17 protein-coding genes and 1 other RNA gene are annotated in these 23,708 nt (G+C 72.1%); 4 read left to right on the forward strand and 14 right to left on the reverse strand.

Annotated features, from left to right (window positions below; translation table 11 throughout):
* The first annotated feature begins 18 nt into the window (after window positions 1–18).
* Window positions 19–600, forward strand: a complete 582-nt coding sequence (locus OG408_RS15045) for an anthrone oxygenase family protein (RefSeq protein ID WP_285563759.1) — start codon at window positions 19–21, stop codon at window positions 598–600.
* Here OG408_RS15045 and OG408_RS15050 read toward each other — a convergent pair.
* The 10 genes from OG408_RS15050 to ftsE form a co-directional block, all read right to left on the reverse strand.
* Entirely contained in the window at window positions 549–1,691 is a 1,143-nt protein-coding gene (locus OG408_RS15050; RefSeq protein WP_266779407.1) for a uroporphyrinogen-III synthase, read from the reverse strand. The two genes, OG408_RS15045 and OG408_RS15050, sit on opposite strands and share 52 nt — an antisense overlap.
* A 129-nt stretch (window positions 1,692–1,820) precedes the next feature.
* The gene (locus OG408_RS15055) at window positions 1,821–3,152 is read right to left on the reverse strand and encodes a nitrate/nitrite transporter (protein WP_285563760.1); all 1,332 of its coding nucleotides are present in this window, start codon (window positions 3,150–3,152) and stop codon (window positions 1,821–1,823) included.
* A gap of 131 nt (window positions 3,153–3,283) precedes the next feature.
* A complete protein-coding gene (locus OG408_RS15060) occupies window positions 3,284–4,618 on the reverse strand; it encodes an acyltransferase family protein (RefSeq protein WP_326670291.1) in 1,335 nt (444 codons plus the stop codon).
* The gene (locus OG408_RS15065) at window positions 4,615–6,810 is read right to left on the reverse strand and encodes a glycosyltransferase (RefSeq protein ID WP_266779413.1); all 2,196 of its coding nucleotides are present in this window, start codon (window positions 6,808–6,810) and stop codon (window positions 4,615–4,617) included. The genes OG408_RS15060 and OG408_RS15065 overlap by 4 nt, the downstream gene beginning before the upstream one ends.
* Window positions 6,811–7,503 (reverse strand): hypothetical protein, encoded by a 693-nt coding sequence (locus tag OG408_RS15070; protein WP_266779415.1) that lies wholly within the window; start codon window positions 7,501–7,503, stop codon window positions 6,811–6,813. It abuts the gene before it with no gap.
* Window positions 7,504–7,861: 358 nt separating this feature from the next.
* Window positions 7,862–8,249: a transfer-messenger RNA gene (ssrA, locus tag OG408_RS15075) on the reverse strand.
* Between the two features lie 120 nt (window positions 8,250–8,369).
* On the reverse strand, window positions 8,370–8,858 hold the full coding sequence (gene smpB, locus OG408_RS15080) for an SsrA-binding protein SmpB (protein WP_266779417.1): 489 nt from the start codon (window positions 8,856–8,858) through the stop codon (window positions 8,370–8,372).
* An 18-nt stretch (window positions 8,859–8,876) separates the two neighbouring features.
* A complete protein-coding gene (locus OG408_RS15085) occupies window positions 8,877–10,064 on the reverse strand; it encodes a S41 family peptidase (protein WP_326670294.1) in 1,188 nt (395 codons plus the stop codon).
* A gap of 68 nt (window positions 10,065–10,132) precedes the next feature.
* Window positions 10,133–11,050 (reverse strand): permease-like cell division protein FtsX, encoded by a 918-nt coding sequence (ftsX, locus tag OG408_RS15090; RefSeq protein ID WP_266779421.1) that lies wholly within the window; start codon window positions 11,048–11,050, stop codon window positions 10,133–10,135.
* A gap of 23 nt (window positions 11,051–11,073) precedes the next feature.
* Window positions 11,074–11,763 (reverse strand): cell division ATP-binding protein FtsE, encoded by a 690-nt coding sequence (gene ftsE / locus OG408_RS15095; RefSeq protein ID WP_024489199.1) that lies wholly within the window; start codon window positions 11,761–11,763, stop codon window positions 11,074–11,076.
* 269 nt (window positions 11,764–12,032) lie between these two features.
* On the opposite strand from ftsE, the gene OG408_RS15100 reads away from it, so the two are divergent.
* Window positions 12,033–12,236 carry a hypothetical protein gene (locus tag OG408_RS15100; RefSeq protein WP_266779423.1) on the forward strand — a complete coding sequence of 68 codons (204 nt, stop codon included), beginning with the start codon at window positions 12,033–12,035 and terminating at the stop codon, window positions 12,234–12,236.
* Between the two features lie 147 nt (window positions 12,237–12,383).
* Here the strand turns inward: OG408_RS15100 and OG408_RS40165 are convergent, their stop codons facing one another.
* Complete coding sequence (locus tag OG408_RS40165) at window positions 12,384–13,313, reverse strand: hypothetical protein (RefSeq protein ID WP_266779425.1); 930 nt, start codon at window positions 13,311–13,313, stop codon at window positions 12,384–12,386.
* Between the two features lie 406 nt (window positions 13,314–13,719).
* Here OG408_RS40165 and OG408_RS15115 point away from each other — a divergent pair, with 406 nt between their 5' ends.
* Window positions 13,720–15,072 carry a histidine-type phosphatase gene (locus OG408_RS15115; RefSeq protein WP_326670299.1) on the forward strand — a complete coding sequence of 451 codons (1,353 nt, stop codon included), beginning with the start codon at window positions 13,720–13,722 and terminating at the stop codon, window positions 15,070–15,072.
* Between the two features lie 80 nt (window positions 15,073–15,152).
* Here OG408_RS15115 and prfB read toward each other — a convergent pair whose 3' ends face one another.
* The 3 genes from prfB to OG408_RS15130 all read right to left on the reverse strand — a co-directional run bounded on the left by prfB (window position 15,153) and on the right by OG408_RS15130 (window position 19,414).
* Entirely contained in the window at window positions 15,153–16,259 is a 1,107-nt protein-coding gene (gene prfB / locus OG408_RS15120) for a peptide chain release factor 2 (RefSeq protein WP_266779429.1), read from the reverse strand.
* Between the two features lie 82 nt (window positions 16,260–16,341).
* Window positions 16,342–17,601 (reverse strand): serine/threonine-protein kinase, encoded by a 1,260-nt coding sequence (locus OG408_RS15125; protein WP_266779431.1) that lies wholly within the window; start codon window positions 17,599–17,601, stop codon window positions 16,342–16,344.
* A 169-nt stretch (window positions 17,602–17,770) separates the two neighbouring features.
* On the reverse strand, window positions 17,771–19,414 hold the full coding sequence (locus tag OG408_RS15130; protein ID WP_266779433.1) for a serine/threonine-protein kinase: 1,644 nt from the start codon (window positions 19,412–19,414) through the stop codon (window positions 17,771–17,773).
* 552 nt (window positions 19,415–19,966) lie between these two features.
* On the opposite strand from OG408_RS15130, the gene OG408_RS15135 reads away from it, so the two are divergent.
* Window positions 19,967–23,665 (forward strand): FHA domain-containing protein, encoded by a 3,699-nt coding sequence (locus OG408_RS15135; RefSeq protein ID WP_326670303.1) that lies wholly within the window; start codon window positions 19,967–19,969, stop codon window positions 23,663–23,665.
* Window positions 23,666–23,708 lie beyond the last annotated feature (43 nt).

Below are 23,708 nucleotides of genomic sequence, written 5' to 3' on the forward strand. Positions count from 1 at the left end.
CGCCACTTGACTGGACGCATGACAACCAGCGGGCCCGACCGGCCGACCTCAGCCCTCCACCACCTCGTCATCGGCGGTGCCGCCGTCACCACCGGACTGGTGGCGGGCACCTTCTACGCCTTCTCGTGCGCGGTCATGCCCGCGCTCGGCCGCAGCGACGACCGGACCTTCATCGAGGTGATGCGGAACATCAACGACGTCATCGAGAACCCGGTCTTCTTCGCCGGCTTCTTCGGCGCGCTGATCCTCACCGCGGCCGCCGCCTGGCAGCAGCGCCGCTCCCCCGGCCCCCGCCGGTGGCTCCTCGCGGCGCTCGCGGTGTACGCCGTGGCGTTCCTGCTCACCTCGGGCGTCAACGTCCCGCTGAACAACGCCCTCGCGGACGCCGGTGACCCCGCGCGGATCGCCGACCCCGCCGCCGTACGGGACAGGTTCGAGGACGCCTGGGTCGCCTGGAACGCCGTGCGGGCGGTGCTGTGCACCGCCGCGCTCGCCCTCCTGCTGCGGGCCCGGGTCCTCGTCGCGCCGCCCGGCGCGCGCCGACTCCCTCAGGAGTCGGCGTACTTGGCGTCGGACGCCGGGTCCAGGGCCAGCCGGTAGCCGCGCTTGACGACCGTCTGGATCAGCCGGGGAGCCCCGAGTGCGGTGCGCAGCCGGGCCATCGCCGTCTCCACCGCGTGCTCGTCCGTACCGCTGCCCGGCAGGGCGCGCAGCAGGTCGGCGCGGGCCACCACCCAGCCCGGCCGGCGGGCCAGGGTGTGCAGCAGGGCCATGCCGGCGGGCGGCACCGCGCGCAGTTCGTCGTCGACCAGGACGGCGTGGCCGCGGATCTCGACCCGGTGCCCGGCGACGGGCAGGGTCCGGGCCCGGGCGGGCAGTTCCCGGCAGATCAGCTGGACGAGCGGGCCGAGCCGGAAGCGCTCGGGCTGGACGGTGTCGACGCCGCGGGCCTGCAACGGCAGTGCGGTGACCGGCCCGACGCAGGCGGACAGGACCTCCCCCTGCAGCACGCCCATCAGTTCGGGCAGCAGCCCGCGCTCCTCCGCCCGGCGCAGCACGGAGACCGCCGCCGGAGCGCTGGTGAAGGTGAGCGCGTCCAGGCCGCGGGCGAGGGTGATGTCGATGAGCCGGTCGAGCGGGGCGATGTCCTCGGGCGGCATCCAGCGGTAGACCGGGACCCCGACGACCTCGCCGCCGGCCGCGCGCAGCGACTCCACGAAACCGGGGAGGGGTTCGCCGTGCAGCTGGAGGGCGATGCGCCGCCCCTCGACGCCCTCCTCCAGCAGCCGTTCGAGGACCTCCGCCATGGATTCGGACGCCGGCGACCAGGCCTCGGTCAGTCCGGCGGCACGGACCGCGCCCTTGACCTTGGGCCCGCGGGCCAGCAGTTCGACCCCGCGCAGCGTGTCCAGCAGCTGCTCGCCGATGCCCCAGCCGTCGGCGGCCTCGATCCAGCCGCGGAAGCCGATCGCCGTGGTCGCGACGACCACGTCGGGGACGGCGTCGATGAGTTCCTTGGTGGCGGCGAGCAGTTCGCTGTCGTCGGCGAGCGGCACGATCCGCAGAGCGGGGGCGTGCACCACGGTGGCGCCCCGCCGCCGCAGCAGGGTGCCGAGTTCGTCCGCCCGGCGTGCGGCGGTGACACCGACCGTGAAGCCCGCGAGGGGCCCGTGCTGTTCGTCGTCGTGCATATGGTCTACCCGGCTCTCGTCCCGCTGCTGCTCAATGGTGCGGAGGGCCGAGCCTGCCAACGAAGCGTGACAGGCTCGGTTCGCCCGTATTTCCCGCCCGTTACGTCACCCGGCATCGCCGGTTCATCATCACACCTCTGCATAGCTGAGCTGGGGCTTCGCCGGGGCTGCCACGGTGCGGCGAAGGTATACCGCCCAGGTGAGCAGGAAGCACACACCGTAGAAGGCCAGGAAGGACCAGAAGGCCGCCGTTCCGGTGCCCGAGGTCTGGAAGGACTGCCGGAAGGCGAGGTTGATGGCGAGCCCGCCGAGCGCGCCGACCGCGCCGATGAGCCCCATCGCCGCCCCGGACAGCCGCCGCCCCTGGGCCGCCGCCTCCTCGCCGCGCAGCCCCTGGGCGATCGCCTTGGCGTGGAAGATGCCCGGGATCATCTTGAACGTCGATCCGTTGCCGAGCCCCGTCAGGACGAACAGGGCCGTGAAGCCGATGAGGAACACGGTGAGCGATTCGATGCCGGATGCGTAGACGACGACTCCGGTCGCCACGGCCATGGCGGCGTAGTTGGCCAGGGTGATCCGGGCGCCGCCGTACCGGTCGGCCAGCCAGCCGCCGACGGGCCTGATGAGCGAGCCCAGCAGCGGGCCGACGAAGGTGAGCGATGCGGCCTGCAGCGGGGTGCGGCCGAACTGCGTCTGCAGGACGAGCCCGAAGGCGAAGCTGTAGCCGATGAACGAGCCGAAGGTGCCGATGTAGAGCACCGCCATGATCCAGGTGTGCGGGTCGCGCACGGCGTCCTTCGCGGCCCCGGTGTCGTTCTGCACGGGCGCCAGGTTGTCCATGAAGCGCGCGGCGCACAGACCGGCGACGACGATCAGCGGGATGTACACGCCGAGCACGATCCGCGGGTGCATGGCGCCCGCGGTCCCGATCACCAGCAGCCCGACGAGCTGCACGACGGGCACCCCGATGTTGCCGCCGCCCGCGTTGAGCCCGAGCGCCCAGCCCTTCTTGCGCAGCGGGAAGAAGGCGTTGATGTTCGTCATCGAGGAGGCGAAGTTGCCGCCGCCGATGCCGGTCAGCGCCGCCACGGCGACGAGCGTGGGGTACGAGGTCCCGGGCTCCATCACGACGAAGGCGGCCACCGTCGGCACCAGCAGGGTGAACGCGCTGAACACGGTCCAGTTCCGGCCGCCGAACCGGGCCACGGCGAAGGTGTACGGCACCCGCACGAGGGCGCCGACCAGCGTCGCGGTGGAGATCAGGAAGAACTTCCCGGCCGGGTCCACCCCGTACTCCGGTCCCATGAACAGGACCATCACCGACCACAGGGTCCAGATGGAGAACCCGATGTGCTCGGACAGGACGGAGAACCACAGGTTCCGGCGGGCGATCCGCTCGCCCTTCTCCCGCCAGAAGGTCTCGTCCTCGGGTTCCCACTGCTCGATCCAACGGCCAGCCATCACGCGCCTCCACGGGTGGTCGGGGTGTTGTCCCCGACGCTAGGGAGCGCGCGTTTCGGTGCGGTGCCGTGAGGTGACCGGTGCGCAACCTTGCTCTCACCGGGCCGGGGCCGGGCCGGTGAGGGCGGCGGTCAGCGCCGGCGCGTGCCGCCCGCCGACGAGGGCTCGGGCGCAGGCCGTTCACGGGTCTTGCGCACACCGTTCGGCCACAGCCTCGGCCGGCGCTTGGCGGCGACGTCCTCCAGCCAGCCGACCGCCACGATCATGATCCCTATCAGCGGCCAGACCAGGAGGAACATCAGGACGGTGTACACGGCCTCTATCTCCGACCCCAGGTGGGCGTCGACGAACGGTATGGCCCAGAGCTCGTCCAGTATCGGTATCGTCGCCATGATCAGCAGGTTGTGCCAGAGGTAGATCGTCACCGCCCGGTTGTTGGCGAGCGTCACCAACGGGTCCCAGGCGGCCAGCCGGCCCGGCAGCTGCTGCCACGACGGCGCGTACTGGAGCAGGATCACGCAGAAGCCGAACGACCAGGTGGCCTGGGCGAGCGGGATGTCGTTGAGGTCCCAGCCGTCCGCCGTGAGATGTCCCGAGGCCCACCACAGGCCGAACGCCATGACGAGCGCCGAGAGCGACACCACCAGATAGCGCGGGACCTTCTCGAACAGCCCGTCGTTGTGGGCGAAGCCGAGGATCCAGCAGGAGCCGAACATCCCGAAGTCGACGAGGGCGTTGCCCGTCTCGCCGGGGATCGTGACCAGGCCCGAACCGATGACGGCGGTGAGCCCGATGGGCGCGAGCATCGTGGCCCACGGCAGCCTGCGGAACGCCTTCAGCAGCAGCGGCGACGCCAGGACGAACCAGAGGTAGGCGCGGATGTACCAGAGCGGACCGGCCGCCTGCACCGCCCAGGTGTCCTCCAGGAGCCCGGCCTTGTCACCGCTGAGCCAGGGGTACGGCGGCGCGCCGACCGGGAAGATGTAGCAGCCCAGCTTCAGGAACCACCAGATCCCCTCCTCCCGCACCGGCTTCCAGGTGAGGAGGAACATCATCGGCAGGACGACGGCCGAGAACGCCCACATCGGGGGCAGCAGCCGGCGGATGCGGCCGCGGATGACGCCCCATGCCGGACGGGCCAGCGAGCGGGCCATCAGCGAACCCGCCAGGGCGAACATGACGCCCATGGAGGGGAACAGCACCGTCAGCCAGGCCCAGCCGAAGATGTGGTAGACGACGACCCGGACCAGCGCGATCGAGCGCAGCAGGTCGAGGTAGCGGTCCCGGCCCGGCTTCTTCGCGGCGGCCGGAGCGGGCTCCGCCACCGGCGGGACGGCCTCGGGGGCCGGCTCCCACTGCGTCCGGCCGTACGGCGCCGCCATGTCCTGCTGCACCGGGAACGGCACCGTGTGCGGCTCCCGGGGAGGCTGCTGCGGGTACGCCGAAGGGTGGCTCGGGTGGGTCATGCGACGGGCCTCCGGTCGTTGCTGCGCCCGCGCTGGCCGCCGGGCACGGCACCGGGTGCCTCCACGGCCCCCGTGCGGCGCAGCTTCTGCCAGCGGAGCCGGCCGCCGGTGAGGGCGGTGATCCAGGACTGCAGCAGCACCACGTACATGAGCTGCCGGTAGAGGACCTGCTGGAGGGGCAGCGAGATCAGATGGGTCATGCGCTCCCGGTCGAGCCGGAAGGCGTACGCGGCGCAGACGGCCTGCACCGCGAGGACGCCGAGCCAGGCGACGACCGTCTTCTCCGTGGGGCCGAAGACGAGTCCGTACAGCAGGAAGACGTCGATGAGGGGGGCGAGCAGCGGGGCGACGACCATGAACAGGGCGACGAACGGCAGCCCGACCCGTCCGAAACGGCCGGACGGTCCGCGCTCGATGACCGCGCGGCGGTGCTTCCAGATGGCCTGCATCGTGCCGTACGACCAGCGGTAGCGCTGCGACCAGAGCTGCTGCACGGACTCCGGCGCCTCGGTCCAGGCCCGGGCGTTCTCCGCGTACACGACGCGCCAGCCGTCCCGGTGCAGGGCCATCGTGACGTCGGTGTCCTCGGCGAGGGTGTCCTCGCTCATGCCGCCGATCCGGTTCAGCGCGTCGCGGCGGAACGCCCCGACCGCGCCGGGGATGGTCGGCATGCAGCGCAGCATGTCGTACATCCGGCGGTCGAGGTTGAAGCCCATCACGTACTCGATGTGCTGCCAGGCGCCGATCAGCGAGTCGCGGTTGCCGACCTTGGCGTTGCCCGCGACGGCCCCGACCCGCGGGTCGGCGAAGGGCTGGACCAGCTCGCGGACGGTGGACGGCTCGAAGACCGTGTCGCCGTCCATCATCACGATGATGTCGTGACGGGCATGCGCGATGCCGTTGTTCAGGGCGGCGGGCTTCCCTGCGTTGCGCTGGCGCACCACCCGGACGCCCGGCAGCCGCATCGCGTCGACGAGGTCGGCGGTGCCGTCCGTGGAACCGTCGTCGATGACGATGACCTCCAGCGGATAGTCGCTGGCGACCAGTGAACGCACCGTGTTGGCGATGCACTTGCTCTCGTTGTACGCGGGCACCAGGACGGACACCGGGCGGGTGAGCGGTTCGCCCCAGCTGAAGCCCTTGCGGCGGACCCGGCGGGCGTGCGCGAAGGACAGCAGCAGCATCAGGCCGAAGCGGGCCAGGACCAGCACCCCGATGACGGCGAGGCCCACCACCAGCACATCGGTGATGTGCTCGGAGACGTCGACGGCGGAGACGAACGCCTTGCCCTTCCAGAGCGCGAACCCGGTGACCGGGGTGTGCGCGCTGGGGGCGCCGAGCGCGTCGGTGAGGTTGGCGAACTCGTAGCCCCGCTCCTGCATCTTCGGCAGGAACCTGCCGAGGGCGGTGACGGTCTGGGACCGGTCGCCTCCGGAGTCGTGCATGAGGATGACGGCGCCCTTGCCGTGCTTGGGCGTGGCCCGCTCGATGATCGCCCGGACGCCCGGCCGCTTCCAGTCCTCGCTGTCGGTGTTGTTCACGACGGTGAGGTAGCCGCGGCTGCCGACGTACTGGGTGACCGGCCAGGACTTGTCGTCCATGGCGTCGGCGAACGAGGAGTAGGGCGGCCGGAACAGCGAGGTGCGGATGCCGGCGGCGCCGGCCAGCACCAGCTGGTTCTGGGAGAGCTCCCAGTCGATGCGGCCGGTGGACTGGTAGGAGAGGTCGGGGTGGTTGAAGGTGTGCAGACCGACCTCGTGCCCCTCCCTGACCATGCGCTCCACCAGCTCCGGGTAGCGCGAGGCCATGGTGCCGGTGACGAAGAAGACGCCGTGCGCGTGGTACTTCTTCAGCTCGTCCAGGACCCGCGGGGTCCAGACCGGGTCGGGGCCGTCGTCGAAGGTCAGCACGATCCGGTGATCGGGGATCCGCAGCGTCTTGGCGGGCTCGGTGGTGGAGCGGGCGTCGATGACCGGGCCGCCTTCGAGCACCTGCTCGGGCACCCGGTCGGTGGCCGCCGGTGGCTGGATCCGGTGGTCGGCGAGGATTTCGCTGTGCACGTAGCCGCGCAGCATCAACATGGCGAGCAGGGCAACGAGGAAGAGGAACGGCAGCATGTAGCGCATGGGAAGTCTGCGCCGCCGGGTCTGCTTCTTGCGGTTGTGCCTGACCCGCGGGGCGGGTGTGGTCATCTAGCTGGCGCCTTCTTGCTCTTGCACAGGAGGATCCGGTGTGCCGGCGGGAGTGGTCGCGGGGTCGGAGGGCGTTTCCACCGGGTCCGCCGTCGGCGTCCCGGGGTCGACGGCCGGGGTCGTGGCGGTGGTCTCACCGACCGGCTTGCCGCCGCCCGTGGCCTGGCCGGCGCGGGTGTGCCCCGCGGACGGTACGACGGGTGCCGAGGCCGAGGACCCGGCTCCTGCCCCGGTCGCCGGGGAGCTTCCGTCACCGGTGGCCTCGCCCCCGGTCGCGGCGGCGCTCTCCCCGGTCTGCGGCGCCGACGGCGAGGAACTGGGCAGCGCCCCGGGCGACACCTGGGCCCCCGAGCTCGTCCCCGGGGTGACCGGCGTCTGCACCTCTTCGGCCTTCCGGTGCTCCTCCTGGCCGGAGAGCGGCAGGAAGGGTGCGCTGGAGTTGCCTCCGAGCAGGGCGACGACCAGCGTCACCGCGTAACCGACACAGATCGCGGCCAGGACCCAGCCGAGCCGCCGGAGCGACTTGCTGCGCCGGCCGCTCTCGTCGACGAAGACCGGGCCGTCGGAGCCTTCCGGAGCGCCTGGTTCCGGGAGCAGCTCGGAGAGCTGCCGTCCCAGTCCGTCGAGCTGGATGGTGACTTCGTTGGGCTCGTGGGTGTGTCCCGCACGGGCACCTTCACGCCAAGTTTCCACAGTTGTACGCACTTCCCCCACTCAGGATCGGGTGCGCGCAACTGACCTTCTGTGCGTCGTCGGACCGGGCCCCCACCCCGTCCACGCGCCCCCTACCACAGTGCACCCGGGCCATGAATGTAGCGCACGCCGGCGACAGTCCGAGCCCACGGACAGGTGTTGTTCATCATGAGAGATACATCTGTTTTCGAACCGTGGTGCGGGCGCTGCCCCGGTCGGGTCCGTCCCGGGCGCGCGGCACGGGCATGCACGCCGGGGGCGCACGCCCCCGCACACCGACCGACTGTCGGCCCGTGCGCGGGGACAAAAAACGAGGACCCCGCTGCCGGTGGCAGCGGGGTCCTCGTTCACATGGGAATTGTGGAGATGGCGGGAATCGAACCCGCGTCCAACGGTGCGGAACCAGGGCTTCTCCGAGTGCAGTTCGCTACGCTTTTCTCGGCCCCGGAGGTCACGCGAACAAGCCTCCGACAGGCCCAGCCACTGTTTGATTTCCTTCCAGGCCCCGTGACCGGGCCTAGAAGTTTAGATCCCTTAGTGATGCCAGGATCCGGGTCGGGATCACCCCCGGGCTGACACTCCGCAGAGTCTTCGCTTAGCTGCTAATTAGGCAGCGAGGGCGAAGGCGGAGGAATCGCGCTTGGAATTGGCGATTATTGTTTGCGACATATGGTTTACGAGATCATTGCCGCTTCCTCGACTCGCTTCCCCTGCTTCGACATCCGCTGTCGAAACCGATCATCCCCATGTTGATTTTTCAAAGGTGGTACACACCCCGTGGGGTGCAGTGCCATCGTACGTGACCAACGCACGACGATGCCAGCGTATTCCTGCCGCACCGGCCGGCAGCCACTGGCGCGGTGCGCTCAGGCGCTCCGCTGACGGCGGCGGGCCGCCGAGATCGCCCGGTTCGTCTCCCTCGTGTCCTGCTTCTCGCGCAGCGTCTGCCGCTTGTCGTACTCCTTCTTGCCCTTCGCCAGCGCGATCTCGACCTTGACCCGGCCGCCCGTGAAGTACAGGGCGAGCGGCACGATCGTGTGGCCGGTCTCCTGGGACTTCGACTCCAGCTTGTCGATCTCGGCCCGGTGCATCAGCAGCTTGCGCTTGCGCTTGGCGGAATGGTTGGTCCAGGTGCCCTGGACGTACTCCGGGACATGGATGTTGTGCAGCCACGCCTCCCCGCCGTCGATCTGCACGAAGCCGTCCACCAGGGAGGCCCGTCCCATACGCAGCGATTTGACCTCGGTGCCCATGAGCACGAGGCCGCACTCGTAGGTGTCGAGGATGGTGTAGTCGTGGCGCGCCTTCTTGTTCTGCGCGACCATCTTGCGCCCGGTGTCTTTTTCCTTAGCCATAGTGCGGCCATTTTCGCACTACGACCCACCCCCGAGGCCACTCAATACCGTCTCGGCCCGCTCCTGGGCCCGCGCGCTCACCGCCAGGTCCGGGGTGATGCCCCGGCCGTCGACGCCGTGGCCCGCCGGGGTGCGGTAGTGGCCCACGGTCAGCTCGGCCACGGAACCGCCCGCGAGCCTGCTGGGCATCTGGACGGAGCCCTTGCCGAAGGTCCGCGAGCCGACCGTGACGGCCCGGCCGCGGTCCTGGAGGGCGCCGGTCAGCAGCTCGGCCGCGCTCATGGTCCCGCCGTCGACGAGGACGACGACGGGGCGCTCGGTGTCGCCGCCCGCCTCCGCGTACAGGGCCCGCTGCTCGCCGTGCACGTCGTACGTGGCGACCAGGCCGCCGTCCAGGAAGGCGGAGGCCGCGGTGACGGCCTCGGTGACCAGCCCGCCGGAGTTGCCGCGCAGGTCCAGCAGCACCCCGGCACCCGCCGGGGCCTTCCGGACCGCGTCGCGGACCGCGTCGCCCGATCCCTTGGTGAACGAGTCGACCTCGATCAGCACGGCCGCGGCGGCATCGGCCGGGTACGGTCCGAGCCGCCGCACGGAGACCGTCTTGTTGGTGAGCCGGGCCCGCCGCAGCGTCTCGGTCCGGGTGACGGAGCCGCGCTGGACGCCCAGGACGACGGTGGTCCCCGCCGCCGCTCCGGTGCCGTCACCGCGCAGCAGCGCCACGACGTCGGAGACCGGGCGCTTGTCGACCCGGCGGCCGTCGACCGTGCGGAGCAGATCGCCGGACCGGATGCCGGCCCGGTCGGCGGGGCCGCCCGGCTGGACCCGGGTCACCGCGACCAGCCCGTCGGCGGACCGCCGGGCGGCGAGCCCGACGCCCGTGTACGAGCCGTCGAGGGCCTGCTCGAACTCCTGGTACTCCCGCTCGTCGTAGACGGCGCCCCAGCGGTCCCCGCTGCGGCTGACGGCCTCCTCGGCCGCCTCCGTACCCGACTTGCCGTCGGCCACGGCCTCGGCGGCGGCGTCGGCGACCGCGTCACGGTCGGCGGACGCGGCGACGGACCTGGTCTCTATCTCGGCACCCTGCCCGTCCCCGCGCGGCAGCGAACCGGTGGCGGCGGCCGTGGCCAGCACACTCGCGAAGACCAATGTCAGGGCCGCCCCGCAGCGTAGGCCGCGGGGCCCGAAACGGTTCTCAGGGCCCGGCATGGCGCCGAGTCTAGGACAACGCCCCGCCGGCGCACGGCCCGTTGGCCGCGCGCCGCACGGGGCGCACGTCACACCTTGAGGTACTTGCGGAGCGCGAAGAGAGCGGCAACGGCGGGCATCAGCAGGCCGATCGCCAGGACCAGCGGGAGCTTGGTGAGGACGGCGTCCCAGCCGATGAAGTCGATCAGGTTCAGCTTGTCCTGGAGGGCGAGACCGCCGTCGATCAGGAAGTAGCGGCCGGCCAGCAGCATCACGCAGGCCAGCACACCCCCGATCAGCCCGGCGAACGCGGCCTCCATGATGAACGGCATCTGGATGTAGAAGCCGGAGGCACCGACGAGCCGCATGATGCCCGTCTCCCGCCGTCGGCTGAACGCGGACACCCGCACGGTGTTCACGATCAGCATCAGCGCGATGACGAGCATCAGCGCCATCACGAACAGCGCGGCGACGTTCATGCCGTTCATCAGACCGAAGAGGTTGTCCAGGATGCTTCTCTGGTCCTGGACCGACTGCACCCCGTCACGCCCGGCGAAGGCCGTGGCGACGACCTTGTACTTGGTGGGGTCGTGCAGCTTGACGCGGAACGACTCCGGCATCTGGTCGGGCGTGATGTTGCCCGCCATCGGGGAGTCGCCGAACTCCTCCTGGTAGTGCTTGTAGGCCTCGTCGGACGACTCGTACGTCACCTTCTCGACGACGTCCATCTTGTTGAGATCGCCCTCGATCTCCTTCTTCTGGGGCTCGGTGACCGCACCCTTGGCGCACTGGACCACCGTCTCCGCATCCCCCTTGCCGCAGAGGTAGATGGAGACGTTGACCTTGTCGTACCAGTAGTCCTTCATCGTGCTGACCTGCTCGCGCATGAGCAGCGCGCCGCCGAACAGGGCAAGCGAGAGGGCGACGGAGACGACGACGGCGAAGGTCATCGTGAGGTTGCGACGGAGGCCGACGCCGATCTCCGACAGGACGAACTGGGCGCGCATGGCGTCCTTTCAGTGCTCGGTGCTCAGTGCTGGTAGCCGTAGACGCCGCGCGCCTGGTCGCGTACGAGACGGCCCTGCTCGAGCTCGATGACGCGTTTGCGCATCTGGTCGACGATGTTCTGGTCGTGGGTCGCCATGATCACGGTGGTGCCGGTCCGGTTGATCCGGTCCAGCAGCTTCATGATGCCGACCGAGGTCTGCGGGTCGAGGTTGCCGGTCGGCTCGTCCGCGATCAGCAGCATGGGCCGGTTGACGAAGGCCCGCGCGATCGCCACGCGCTGCTGCTCACCACCGGAGAGCTCACCGGGCATCCGGTCCTCCTTGCCGCCGAGACCGACGAGGTCGAGGACCTGCGGGACCGCCTTGCGGATCTCACCGCGCGGCTTGCCGATCACTTCCTGGGCGAACGCCACGTTCTCCGCGACGGTCTTGTTGGGAAGGAGGCGGAAGTCCTGGAAGACCGTGCCCAGCTGGCGGCGCATGTGCGGCACCTTCCAGTTGGACATGCGCGCGAGGTCCTTGCCGAGGACGTGGACCATGCCCTGGCTGGCGCGCTCCTCGCGGAGGATGAGACGCATGAAGGTGGACTTGCCGGAGCCGGAGGAGCCCACCAGGAAGACGAACTCGCCCTTCTCGATATCGAGAGACACATCCCGTAGAGCGGGACGGCTCTGCTTCGGGTAGGTCTTGGAGACGTTGTCGAATCGGATCACGGATGCACCACGGTCGGCCGGGAGTAGGTGTGCGTGACCATACGCGAACCGGGCTGACGCGTGCAGGCGCGCGTACCGGGATGGGTGTTTTACGGTGAAACGGCACCGCTCCGGGCTGCGCCGTAAGGGGAACGGACCTGGAGGTATCCGGCGGGCCGAGCCGAAACCCGTGCGAGCTGGCACAGTGGTAGGGGGAACGGTTGCGTTTCCGTGAGCGTTGTGCGGAGAGAAAGCTTGTGCGGCTCCGCCGCGCGGGAGGAGGAAAGCGCATGACCTATGACCGACTGGTGTGCGCAAACTGCGCGGCGCCCGTGAACGAGGGGCGCTGCCCCGTATGCCGGGCGAGCCGTGCGCGGCTGGAGCAGCAGGAACAGGAGCAGGGACCGTTCGCGGGGCTCAATCCGGCGATGCTGATCGCTCTCATGGTGGTGCTCCTGGCGGCGCTGGCCCTGCTGGCGCACCAGACCGTCTAGCGCCCGCCTGCCCGCGCACCCGCCCTCGTCAGGGCCGGTGAAACGTTCGTCCTCGTACGCGCTGGTGCATGCACAGGGGCCCGGATGCCGATATCGGCGTCCGGGCCCCTGTGTCTGTCCGTGTGCGTCTGTGTACCGCTGTCGCCGTCAGGCGGCCGTGCGGCCGTTCACCAGGCGCGGCAGGATCCGGAAGCCGATGCCTCCGGCGATCATCGTCGCGGCGCCGACCAGCAGGAACGTGGTCTCGGCCGCACCGGTCTCGGCCAGCTCGTCCTTGCCCTTGCCCTGCTCGGCCGGCTGGTTGCCGACCGAGTCGGTGTCGGTGTTGTCGGCGCACTCGGCGCCGTCTAGGTCGACGGTGCAGGTGCCGGTGTCGCCGGTGCTGCCACCGTTGCTCCCGGAACCGCCACCGGCCGCCGCGCTGCCACCGCCACCAGCGGCAGCGTCACCGCCACCAGCGGCCGCATCGCCACCACCAGCAGCAGCGTCACCGCCACCAGCGGCCGCATCGCCACCACCAGCAGCAGCGTCACCGCCACCGGCCGCCGCATCGCCACCACCAGCAGCAGCGTCACCGCCACCAGCGGCCGCATCGCCACCACCAGCAGCAGCGTCACCGCCACCGGCCGCCGCATCGCCACCACCAGCAGCAGCGTCACCGCCACCAGCGGCCGCATCGCCACCACCAGCAGCAGCGTCACCGCCACCAGCGGCCGCATCGCCACCACCAGCAGCAGCGTCACCGCCACCAGCGGCCGCATCGCCACCACCAGCAGCAGCATCGCCGCCACCGGCCACATCGGCACCACCGGCAGCGTCGCCGCCACCGGCCACATCGGCACCACCCGCGGCGTCGCCGCCACCGGCCGCAGCGTCGCCGCCGCCGGCCGCGTCGTCCTCGCCGTTGATGCCGATGTTCACGCCGTCGTTGTCGACCGAGGCGTTGACACCGATACCGGCGACATCGACGCCGATCCCGACGGCCTGGGCCGCACCTGCGGCGGTGAGCGAGGCGCCTGCGGCGATCACGGCACCCGCGGCTATCCGCGCGACGCGTACACGCGTCTTCTTCGTCATTCCTGCTACCCCCAGTAGCTGTTCTCGTCATGGAGCAGCCATATGCGGGTCCACGGTCCTGCCGGGGTTGCGCCCGCAGCAGGGCCACGTCGCCGTGGTCATCCCGCCCCCGATCACACCTGTCCCAGACATACGCATGCTGCTCCAGCACCCTTTCCAGAGTTAAGGACTACGTCAAGGCCGTTCCGTGCAATGTGACCCGTTTTCAGAGCAGTTGACCCTCATTCAGGGGCACGACTGTGACGCACTCACCACGCCTTCTACGCAACTCGCAACGCCAACTCCCTTTCGCCCCAAGCCCGTTTCGGACGCCTCCCGGCCGCACCGCGGCCATGTCCGGTTCATCCGGAAGGATCATGATGCGGGCATCCGACCGATCCGACTCGCCCCGAACCCCGGTGAACCCATGCAGAAACGAACCGTCGCCCTCTCCCTGACGCTCACGGTCTCCGCGCTCCTGACGGCCGCGATACCCGCGCAGGCCTCCTCCGCGGGTTCCTCCGGCTTCTACGCCACCAAGACCCCGTACGCGCCGCAGCAGAACATGCGGTCGTACCAGCGGGCACCCAAGGGGTTCGTCCCGGTCTTCACCGAGAACGTCTCCCGCCACGGCTCGCGCGCCGCCTCGGACAGCGAGGACGGCGACCTGATCCTGGCCCTGTGGGAGAAGGCGAGGAGCGAGGGGCAGCTCACCCGCACCGGCGAGCGGTTCGGCGGCGAGACGAAGGCGCTGCTCGCCGCCATGGACGGGATCGGTTACGGACAGCTCAGCGGACGGGGCGTGCGCGAGATCCAGGACACCGCCGCCCGGCTGGAGAAGCGGCTGCCCGGACTCTTCCGGCAGATCGTCAGGGATTCCGAGCAGATCAACGTCGTCAGCTCCGGCAAGGACCGCGCGGTAGACAGCGGGAACCTGTTCGCCGAGGCCCTCGCCGAGAACGAACCGGCCCTGGCGCCGCGCATCACCCCGGCCACGACCGATCCCGACCTGCTGTACTTCCACAAGTCGGCCGGCGGCGCGGAGTACCGGGACTACGTCGACAACGACGAGCGGCTCGCCGCCACCCTCGACGGCATCACCGACCAGCCGGCCTCGCACGCCGCCGCCCGCAACGTACTGGGGAAGATCTTCGAGCCTGCCTTCGTCCGGCGGGTCTCGGCGGGCGAGTTCGACTCGATCGGCACCGAGGTGGAGTTCGCGCAGGCGGTCTACGCCCTCTACAGCATCGCCCCGGCCATGGCCGACGAGGGCGACTGGGACATGAAGCGCTACATCGCGCCCCGGGACGCCCGGTGGTTCGCCTACCTCAGCGACGCCGAGGACTTCTACGAGAAGGGGCCGGGCTTCGACGACAGCGACATCACGTACCGGATGGCGAACGTCCTGCTCGACGACTTCTTCACGAAGATCGACGCCAAGCGCGCCGGAACGAGCGACGCGGGCGCCGAGCTGCGCTTCACGCACGCGGAGGAGATCATCCCGCTGGCCGCGCTCATGGGACTGCCCGGCAGCACGGAGGCCGTGTCGCCGCGGAAGCCGTACACGTACGCCGACAACCCGTGGCGCGGCGCATCGGTGGCGTCCATGGCCACGAACATCCAGTGGGACCTGTTCCGGAAGGGGAACAAGTACCTGGTGCGGATGCTCTACAACGAGAAGCAGACCGCCTTCAGGAAGGGCTGCGAGCCGGTGGCGAAGGGCAGCTACTTCTACGACGTCGACGAGCTGAAGCAGTGCCTGGGCCGCGGCGCGTCCTGACCGCTACGGTCACGGATACGGCGACGGGCGTGAGAGCCGCGGCTCTCACGCCCGTCGCCGTACATGCCGTCCCGGCGGGACTACTTCTCGCTCTGCTTGCGCCAGCGGATGCCGGCCTCGATGAAGCCGTCGATCTCGCCGTTGAAGACCGCTTCCGGGTTGCCCATCTCGAACTCCGTCCGCAGGTCCTTGACCATCTGGTACGGGTGCAGGACGTACGAACGCATCTGGTTGCCCCAGGAGTTGCCGCCGTCGCCCTTGAGCGCGTTCATCTTCGCCTGCTCCTCCTGGCGGCGGCGCTCGAGGAGCTTGGCCTGGAGGACGTTCATCGCGGACGCCTTGTTCTGGATCTGCGAGCGCTCGTTCTGGCAGGAGACGACGATGCCGGTGGGCAGGTGGGTCAGGCGCACCGCGGAGTCCGTGGTGTTGACGCCCTGGCCGCCGGGGCCCGAGGAGCGGTACACGTCGACGCGGAGCTCGGACTCGTCGATCTCGACGTGGTCGGTCTGCTCGACCACGGGCAGCACCTCGACGCCCGCGAAGGACGTCTGGCGGCGGCCCTGGTTGTCGAAGGGGGAGATCCGGACGAGCCGGTGGGTGCCCTGCTCGACGGAGAGCGTGCCGTAGGCGTACGGCACCTCGACGGCGAAGGTGGTCGACTTGATGCCGGCCTCTTCGGCGTACGCCGTCTCGTAGACCTCGGTCTTGTAGTTGTGCCGCTCGGCCCAGCGGAGGTACATGCGCTGGAGCTTCTCGGCGAAGTCGGCCGCGTCCACGCCACCGGCCTCGGCGCGGATGGTGACGAGCGCCTCGCGGGCGTCGTACTCGCCGGACAGGAGGGTACGGACCTCCATCTCGTCCAGCGCCTTGCGGACGGACTCCAGCTCGGTCTCGGCCTCCGCGAGGGCGTCCGCGTCGCCCTCGTCCTCGGCGAGCTCGAAGAGCACTTCGAGATCGTCGATCCGGCCGCGCAGGGTCTCGGTCTTGCGGACCTCGGCCTGGAGGTGCGAAAGCTTGCTGGTGATCTTCTGCGCCGCCTCCGGGTCGTCCCACAGGGACGGAGCGGCAGCCTGCTCCTCGAGCACGGCGATGTCACCCCTCAGCGCATCCAGGTCCAGGACGGCCTCGATCGACCCCATGGTCGAGGAGAGGGACTTCAGCTCTTCGGAAATATCGACGACTGCCACGGGTCCAGCCTAACGGCTGTCGGCGCGGACGTTCCTCGGGCCGCGTGATCGCCGTCCTCGCCGCCCGCACCGGCGGTCCGGGTCAGGGGACGGCGGGGGCCGAATTCTTGGTGTCCCGGGTGTCCTGGGGCGTCGCTCCCGCGTCGTCCCCGCCCAGGGCCAGCCAGCCGCCCACCCCGGCCGCCGCGACCAGGACGAGCGCGGCCGCGCCCAGGGTGAGGCGGCGCTTGCGGATGGCCGCCGACTTGTTGCGGGCCGAGCCGGGGCGGGGCCGGCCGGGCGCGCGCGGGGCGCGGGCGGTGCCGCGGGGGCCGCCGGAGAGCTCGTCGGGGGCCGGGACGCGCATGCTCGTGTGGGTGTCCCGGTTGGAGTCGGGCGACGAGCCGGGGACCAGCGGGACCGCGCCGCGGCGGCGGGGCTCCTCGGTGGCCGGGGTGTACTGCTGCTCGTCGTAGGCCTGGCCGTGCGGATCGGCCTCGGGCTCGTCGTCCGGTTCGTCGACGTCCAGGGGCGGGATGCCCGCCAGGTGCGGGAGCTGCTCGCGCAGCCGGGCCGCCAGCTCGGAGGCGCGCAGCCGGGAGGCCGGGGCCTTGGCCAGGCACTGGACGAGCAGCTGCCAGAGCTCGTCGGGGATGCCGGGGAGCGGGACGACGGTCTCGGTGACATGGCGGCGCAGGACGGCGCCGGGGTGGCCGCCGCCGAAGGGCGTGAAGCCCGCGAGGAGCTCGTACAGCACCGTCGCGAGGGCGTAGATGTCGACGGCGGCGCGCGGCGGGAGGCCCTCCACGATCTCGGGGGCCAGATAGTCCGGCGTCCCGATGATCTTGGTGGCCTTGGTGCGGCGCGGGGTGTCGATCAGCTTGGCCACACCGAAGTCGGTGAGCAGCGCGGGGTGGGAGTTGCCGGGGCCGAGCGGGCCCTCCATGTCGAGCAGGATGTTCTCCGGCTTGACGTCGCGGTGGACCACCCCGGCGGCGTGCGCGGCGGCGAGGGCGTCGGCGACATCCGCGACGATCGCGACGGCCGCCTCGGGGGCCAGCCGGCGCTCGCGGTCGAGCCGGGTGCGCAGGTCCGTACCGCGGACCAGGTTCATCACCAGGGCCAGGTCGTTGCCGTCGACCACGAGGTCGCGGACGGCGACGACGTGGGGATGGTCGAGCCCGAGCAGGGCGGTGCGCTCCTGGACGAAGCGGCCGACGAGCTCCTGGTCGGACGCGAGGTCCTCGCGGAGCAGCTTGATGGCGACGGGCCCCTCGGGGCCGTCACCGAGCCACACCGTGCCGGCGCTGCCGCGCCCCAGAATCTGGTGGGCGGTGTACCGGCTGCCGATATTCCGTGCCAAGACTGCTCCCTCAGCGGCTGGCGATGGACCGTCGCTCAACAACCCCCGGTCGACAAAGTTACGCGGCGATCGGGGGGTTGCGTGCCCTGGATGGCGCCAACCTTCACTTCTACGGGCGAATTGCCTCGGAATTGGTCCGCGGAAGTCGATATAGCTACAGCGGACGCGGTCAGTTGCCGCTTCCGCCGCTGTCGCCGCCCAGCTTCGAGACCCAGTCGGTGACGGTGTCGAAGGCGTCGGTCATCGCGTGCCAGTAGCTCTGGCCCTGGCCGATCCAGTCCTTCAGCGGGGTGAGCTCCCAGATCAGCCAGCTCGCGACGAAGAGCAGCACCAGCGTGAAGAGGCAGCCCTTGAGGCAGCCGAGGCCGGGGATCTTCATCGGGTTGGCGCTGCGCTGCCTCGGCTCGCGGGGCGGGCGCTGGGCCGGCTGCTGGGGCTGCTGCGGCGGCGCGTACTGCTGGCGCTGCTGCTGCGGCTGGTACTGCTGTTGCTGGGGCTGGTACTGCTGCTGGGGCTGCTGGCGGTACTGCGGCTGCTGTTGCTGCTGCGGGTACTGCTGCTGTTGCCGTCGCGGCTGCTGCTGTGGCTGGGGCTGCTGGCGCTGCGGCCGGCGGCGGAGCGGGTCCTCGCTCGGGTCGAGGTACTGGACCTGCGTCTGCTCGTTGCGGTCGCGGGCGGCCTGGAGCTGGGACTGCCAGGGGTGCGGCCCGTCGGACTGCGGGGTCCCCTCGGGGCGCGGCGGGACGGGCGGCATGACCGCGGTCGGGTCGGCGTGCGGGCCGCCGGGTCCGGCGTTGTGCTGCATGACGCTGGTGGCGGCGTTGGGGTCGTACGAACCGGCGTTGCTCGGCAGCACCTGCGTCGGGTCGGCGGCTCCCGGCGTCTCGGGGACGGCGGTGGGCGCCGGGTCGGGCGCGAGCAGCGCGGCCACGCCGTCGGCTGCCGCGATCTGCGCGGAGTTCGCGTGCACGCCGATGCCGGCGGCGACGGTCCGCAGGGCGCGGGCGAGGTTCTCGGCGCTGGGCCGGCGGTCCGGGTCCTTGCTCAGGCAGCGCTCTATCACCGTCCACAGCGGGGCGGGGACGGTGCTGGGGCGGCGGGGCTCCTCACTGAGGTGCCGGTGCAGGACCTCGAGCGCGGTGCCGCCGGCGAACGGCGGACGGCCGGTGAGCAGCTCGTACAGCAGGATTCCGGCGCCGTAGATGTCGACGGCGGAGGTCTGCGGGCGGCCCTCCGCCGACTCGGGCGCCACATAGGCGGGCGTCCCGACGAATTCATGGGTCCGGGTCAGGCCCGGGGAGTCGGCGAGCCGGGCGATGCCGAAGTCGGTGAGCATCGGGTGCATCTGGCCGTCGCGCTCGTCGAGCAGCACGTTGGCGGGCTTCAGATCGCGGTGGACGACGCCGTCGGCGTGGCTGGCGGCGAGCGCGTCCGCGATCTGCGCGGTGAGCAGCGAGGCGCCGACCGGGGTGAGCGGGCCGTTGTCGCGGAGGTAGCGGTGCAGGTCGGGGCCGTCGATCAGGTCCATGACGAGGGCGAGGAGATCGCCCTCCACGACCAGGTCGCGGGTGCGCACGATGTTCTCGTGCCGCAGCCGCAGCAGGACGGAGCGCTCGCGCAGGAACCGCATCACGACGTCCGCGTCGTTGGCGAGCTCCTCCTTGAGGACCTTGATCGCCACCGTCTCGCCGGGCTGGCCGGCGACGGCCGCCTCGGCGCCCGCGGTCTCACGCTGGCGGGCGCGCCAGACGGTGCCCGTGGCGCCGCGTCCCAGCGGCTCCTCGAGCAGGTACTTGCTGCCTACCGGCCGCACGTCATGCGCTCCCTGCTGGTCGTGGTGCTTGCGGTCCCCCGGATCCGTCCGGAGTTTCCGGCCCACTCTAGTGGGGCGGCCGGAGTGGACGGCCGGGTCGGGAAGGTTACCTTTTTGTCTGCATTACCCGTAATTCCCCATAGGCGCGGTCTCCCGCGCCCCCGGAGGCGCACCCGTTGCGGAGGAAGACGCTCACACCGGAGGGATGGTTGCCGCACACAGGTGCGACGGACGATCCCCGGGGACCGTTCCGGAACCCGCTGTTCCCGCACAAAGCTCCCCGCGCTCCCGCACAGAGTGCCCCGTGAGCTCGCCCAGGAACCGTTCAAGGCGGCACTTTTGGGCGCACAGCAGACGTTTCAAGATCACTTAGTGGTGACCCCCGGGCGTGTTGTCAGTGGCAGGTGCGAGGATGCCTGCAGCACGGAACCGTGGGGTCGGGAGTCCTGCGGTACGTGACGAACCTGTACCGGACGAGGCGTCCGTGCCGGGTGGGGGGAATCACAGCGTCTCCCCTGCCGGCACCGCGCGCAGAAGGGACCGCTGACGGCGATGCAGATCCGGCTGACCGTCCTCGCGCCGCGCAGCGGCCAGACCCCGGCGCGCGCCTGCGATGTGCTGGTCACCGCCCCCGCGGGCACGGCGCTGGCCACGGTGGCCTCCGGCCTGGCCGCATCCGTCTCCGGGCCCGAGGGCTCCCTCGGCAGCGGCGCGGTGGTGCTGTTCGCCGGACGGGAGCGGCTCGACGCGCAGCGGTGCGCGCTCGGTGAACCGCCCCTGGTCGACGGGGCGGTGCTCTCGCTCCAGGTCCCGGGCGAGGACGAGACGCCGGACGACGCGGTCCCGGCCCAGCTGCACGTGATCGCCGGGCCGGACGCGGGCGGGGTCCACCTGCTGCACGGCGGGCAGATCCGGATCGGCCGCTCGGCCGACGCCGATGTCCCGCTCGACGACCCCGATGTGTCCCGGCTGCACTGCGCGGTGACCGTCTCCGCGGACGGCCGGGTCTCGGTCGCCGACCTCGGATCCACCAACGGCACCTCGCTGGACGGCACGGAGGTCCGCGACCGTCCGGTCCGGCTGAACCCCGGCGCGCTGCTGCGGCTCGGCGAATCCACGCTCCGCCTCACCTCGGGGCTGCGGACTCCGGCCCTGGACACGGCGCCGGACGGCGAGGGACATCTGCGCGTGGCCGTGGCACCGGCCGCCGCCGCGCCCCCGGACCACGGCTACGGGCCGGTCCACGGCGGGCCGGAGGAGTACGAAGGACCGGACACCGCCCATGAACACGAGCGCGCGGCCGACGGGCGGTCCCCGGCGCGATCGCACTCCGGGTCCGCGCGGACCGGCCGCGTCGCGGACGACGAGGCGCGCCGCCGCGGTGGCATAGGCGCCTGGGCCCGCCGGCTGGCGGGCGGCAGGGGCGAGCCCGCGCCCGAGAGCGTGCCCGACGAGGCCGGACCGCCGGCTCCCACCGAGACGTTCACCGCGCTGCCCACGGTCCCCGCCGGCACCTGGCCGGATCCGGCCGCCGTGCTGCTGACCGCGCTCGGCCCGGGCCCCCGGCTCTGGGAGCGCGACACGGCGCACCCGGAGGCGCTGGTGGTCAGGCTGGGCACGACCGACCGGGCCGACCTGCCCGCCGTGCCGGTGACGGTGGGGCTGCGGGAGGCCGGTTCGCTGGGGCTCGCCGGGCCGCGGGAGCGGCTGGCGGGGCTCGCCCGCTCCGCCGTGGCCCAGCTCGCCGCGCTGCACTCCCCCGCCGATCTGGAGATCGTGCTGATCAGCACGGACCGGGCGCGCGGCACGGACGAGCGCCGGCGCGAATGGGCCTGGCTCGGCTGGCTGCCGCATCTGCGGCCGATGCACGGCCAGGACTGCCGGCTGCTGCTGGCGTACGACCGTGACCAGGCCGTCGCGCGGACGACGGAGCTGGTGCGCCGGCTGGACGACGGCCCGCTCGGTCCCGGCTGGGCGAGTCTCGATCCCGGTACGGTCGCCGAGGCCGCCCGGCACTACGAGGGACCCTTCACCGTCGTGATCGTCGACGGCGACCCCGGCTCCGCGGTCCTGCGCGAGAACACCGCCCGGCTGGCCGCGGCGGGCGCGGCGGCGGGCATCCACCTGATCTGTCTGGCCGAGACCCCGGCCGCGACCCCCACCTCCCCGGTCGCGGCGACCTACGAGGCGGCCTGCCACGCCTCGATCCCCTTCCGCGAGTGCGGGGCCGTCGCCATGCTCAGCGGCGATGTGGCGACCGCGCTGCGGCTGCTGCGCACGGCCGGCGGCCGGGCGGCGGGCCACGGCACGGTGGCCGCGGTGGACGCGGTGTCGGCGCACTGGGCGGAGCGGTTCGGGCGGGCCCTGGCCCCGTTGCGCGCGGAGGGTTCGGCCGCGCTGCCGGGGCACCGCGCTGCGGTGGCCCTCCCGCCGTCGGCCCGCCTCCTGGACGAGCTGGGCCTGGCCCGCGCCACGCCCGCCTCGCTGATGGCCCGCTGGGCCTCGGCGGCGGACGAGCAGCCGGGGGCGACGGTCCGCGGCTCGGGCGGCTGGACGGGCGGTCCGGGACCGGCGGGCGACAGCGACCGCGGCTCGGCCCGCACCGACCGGCAGGGCGGCCAGGCCCCCCGGGTGGGCGCCCAGCGCACGGCCGGCGACCCACCGCGCACGACGGCGCCGCACGGCGCGACGGACGACGGACACACCACGCCCTCCGGCCGCACGCCGTACCCGGGCAACGCGGAAGGGGCCGGCTCGGGCCGCACCCCGTATCCCCAGTCCCCCGGCTCGGGCCGCACCCCGTATCCGGGCACGGACGACCGCGGCTCCGGCCGCACGCCGTACCCCCACGGCGCCGCCGACGGGCGCGGCGGTGCGAACGACACCCACGCGGGGGTGCAGCGCCGCGCCCCCGGTCGCGGCGACGCCCACGACGACCGCGGCTCCGGCCGCACGCCCTACCCGCGGGTGGGCGAGCAGCGCCATGAAGGAGGGCCCGGGGACACCCCGAGTTCGCGCACCCTGCCGGGCTCCGACACCCGGGCCTGGAGCGGGTCCGGAGACGTGCCGGGCGCCGACAGCCTGCGTACCGCCGGATCGGGCCGCTCGAACCGGGTCAGCGGCCCCCGGCACGGCGACGCGCCCCAGGTCGCCGCACGCGGCGCCGAGTCCGGGCGGGCGCCCTCGTCCACGGCCGCCGGAACCCCGGCCGGGGCGGCCGGGCGGCCCGTCGTGGTGCTCGGGGCGGGACCCCGGGGCCCGGTGAGCGTCGATCTCTCGGAAGAGGGGCCGCACCTGCTCATCGAGGGGCCCGGCGGCAGCGGGCGTACCGAACTGCTGCGCGCGGTCGCCGCTTCGTTGGCCGCCGCCGACCGGCCCGACCGGCTCGGCATCCTGCTGGTCGACGGGGCGGGCGGCGAGCGCGGCGAGAGCCTGCGCCCCTGCACCGAGCTCCCGCACGCGTTCACGCACCTGGTGGCCTCCGATCCGGTCAGGATGCGGGAGTTCGCCCAGGCGCTGGGCGGCGAGGTGAAGCGGCGGGCCGAGCTTCTCGGCGGGCTCGACTTCGCCGAGTGGCACAGCCGGCACGAGGTGGCGCAGCGGATGGTCGGACAGCGGTCCCCCGGCCCGGCCGAACAGCGTGGTGACGTCGAGTCCCCGATGAGCGGCACCCTGCGGCTGCGGCCCGCATCGGCCCGGGGCACGGACCCGGGGCCCTCGCCGCTGCCCCGGCTCGTCGTGCTCGTCGACGACTACGACGCGCTGATCGCCCCGGCGCTCGGCAGTCCGGGCCGGCCGGCCGCGGGCTCGGTCGTCCGGGCGCTGGAGGCGGTGGCCCGGGAGGGCGGCCGGCTCGGCATGCATCTGGTCGCGACGTCCGCCCGCCCGGACCGCACGGAGGACAGCGAGCTGGCCCGGGGGGCTCGGCTGCGTGTGGTGCTCGATCCGCCCGTCGTGCCGCCGTCGCCGGACGAACCGGCGCCGGGCCGCGGGCGGCTGGGCCATCCCGACGGCCGGGTGACGCCGTTCCAGGGCGGACGCGTGACGGGGCGCATCCCGCGTACCGCGACGCTGCGGCCGACGGTCGTGCCGCTGGAGTGGGAGCGGATGGGCGACCCGCCGACCCGCCGCCCGGTCCGCGAACTGGGCAACGGGCCGACGGACCTGGCGCTGCTCGCCAGTGCGCTGGAGCGGGCGGCCCGTTCGGTCAACGCCGAGCCGCTGGCTCCGCTGGCGCCCGCGCACCCCTGAGCGGCGAAGGACCCACCGGGCGGGCCCACCCGAGGGGCCTACG

This window comes from Streptomyces sp. NBC_01257 (assembly GCF_035917255.1).
Classification (GTDB): domain Bacteria; phylum Actinomycetota; class Actinomycetes; order Streptomycetales; family Streptomycetaceae; genus Streptomyces.

Coding starts and splice junctions, on each gene's coding strand:
- OG408_RS15045 (WP_285563759.1), top strand. CDS start 19: ATGACAACCAGCGGGCCCGACCGGCCGACCTCAGCCCTCCACCACCTC.
- OG408_RS15100 (WP_266779423.1), top strand. CDS start 12,033: ATGACCTATGACCGACTGGTGTGCGCAAACTGCGCGGCGCCCGTGAAC.
- OG408_RS15050 (WP_266779407.1), bottom strand. CDS start 1,691: ATGCACGACGACGAACAGCACGGGCCCCTCGCGGGCTTCACGGTCGGT.
- OG408_RS15115 (WP_326670299.1), top strand. CDS start 13,720: ATGCAGAAACGAACCGTCGCCCTCTCCCTGACGCTCACGGTCTCCGCG.
- smpB (WP_266779417.1), bottom strand. CDS start 8,858: ATGGCTAAGGAAAAAGACACCGGGCGCAAGATGGTCGCGCAGAACAAG.
- OG408_RS15085 (WP_326670294.1), bottom strand. CDS start 10,064: ATGCCGGGCCCTGAGAACCGTTTCGGGCCCCGCGGCCTACGCTGCGGG.
- OG408_RS15060 (WP_326670291.1), bottom strand. CDS start 4,618: ATGACCCACCCGAGCCACCCTTCGGCGTACCCGCAGCAGCCTCCCCGG.
- OG408_RS15135 (WP_326670303.1), top strand. CDS start 19,967: ATGCAGATCCGGCTGACCGTCCTCGCGCCGCGCAGCGGCCAGACCCCG.
- OG408_RS15065 (WP_266779413.1), bottom strand. CDS start 6,810: ATGACCACACCCGCCCCGCGGGTCAGGCACAACCGCAAGAAGCAGACC.
- OG408_RS15055 (WP_285563760.1), bottom strand. CDS start 3,152: ATGGCTGGCCGTTGGATCGAGCAGTGGGAACCCGAGGACGAGACCTTC.
- OG408_RS40165 (WP_266779425.1), bottom strand. CDS start 13,313: ATGACGAAGAAGACGCGTGTACGCGTCGCGCGGATAGCCGCGGGTGCC.
- ftsX (WP_266779421.1), bottom strand. CDS start 11,050: ATGCGCGCCCAGTTCGTCCTGTCGGAGATCGGCGTCGGCCTCCGTCGC.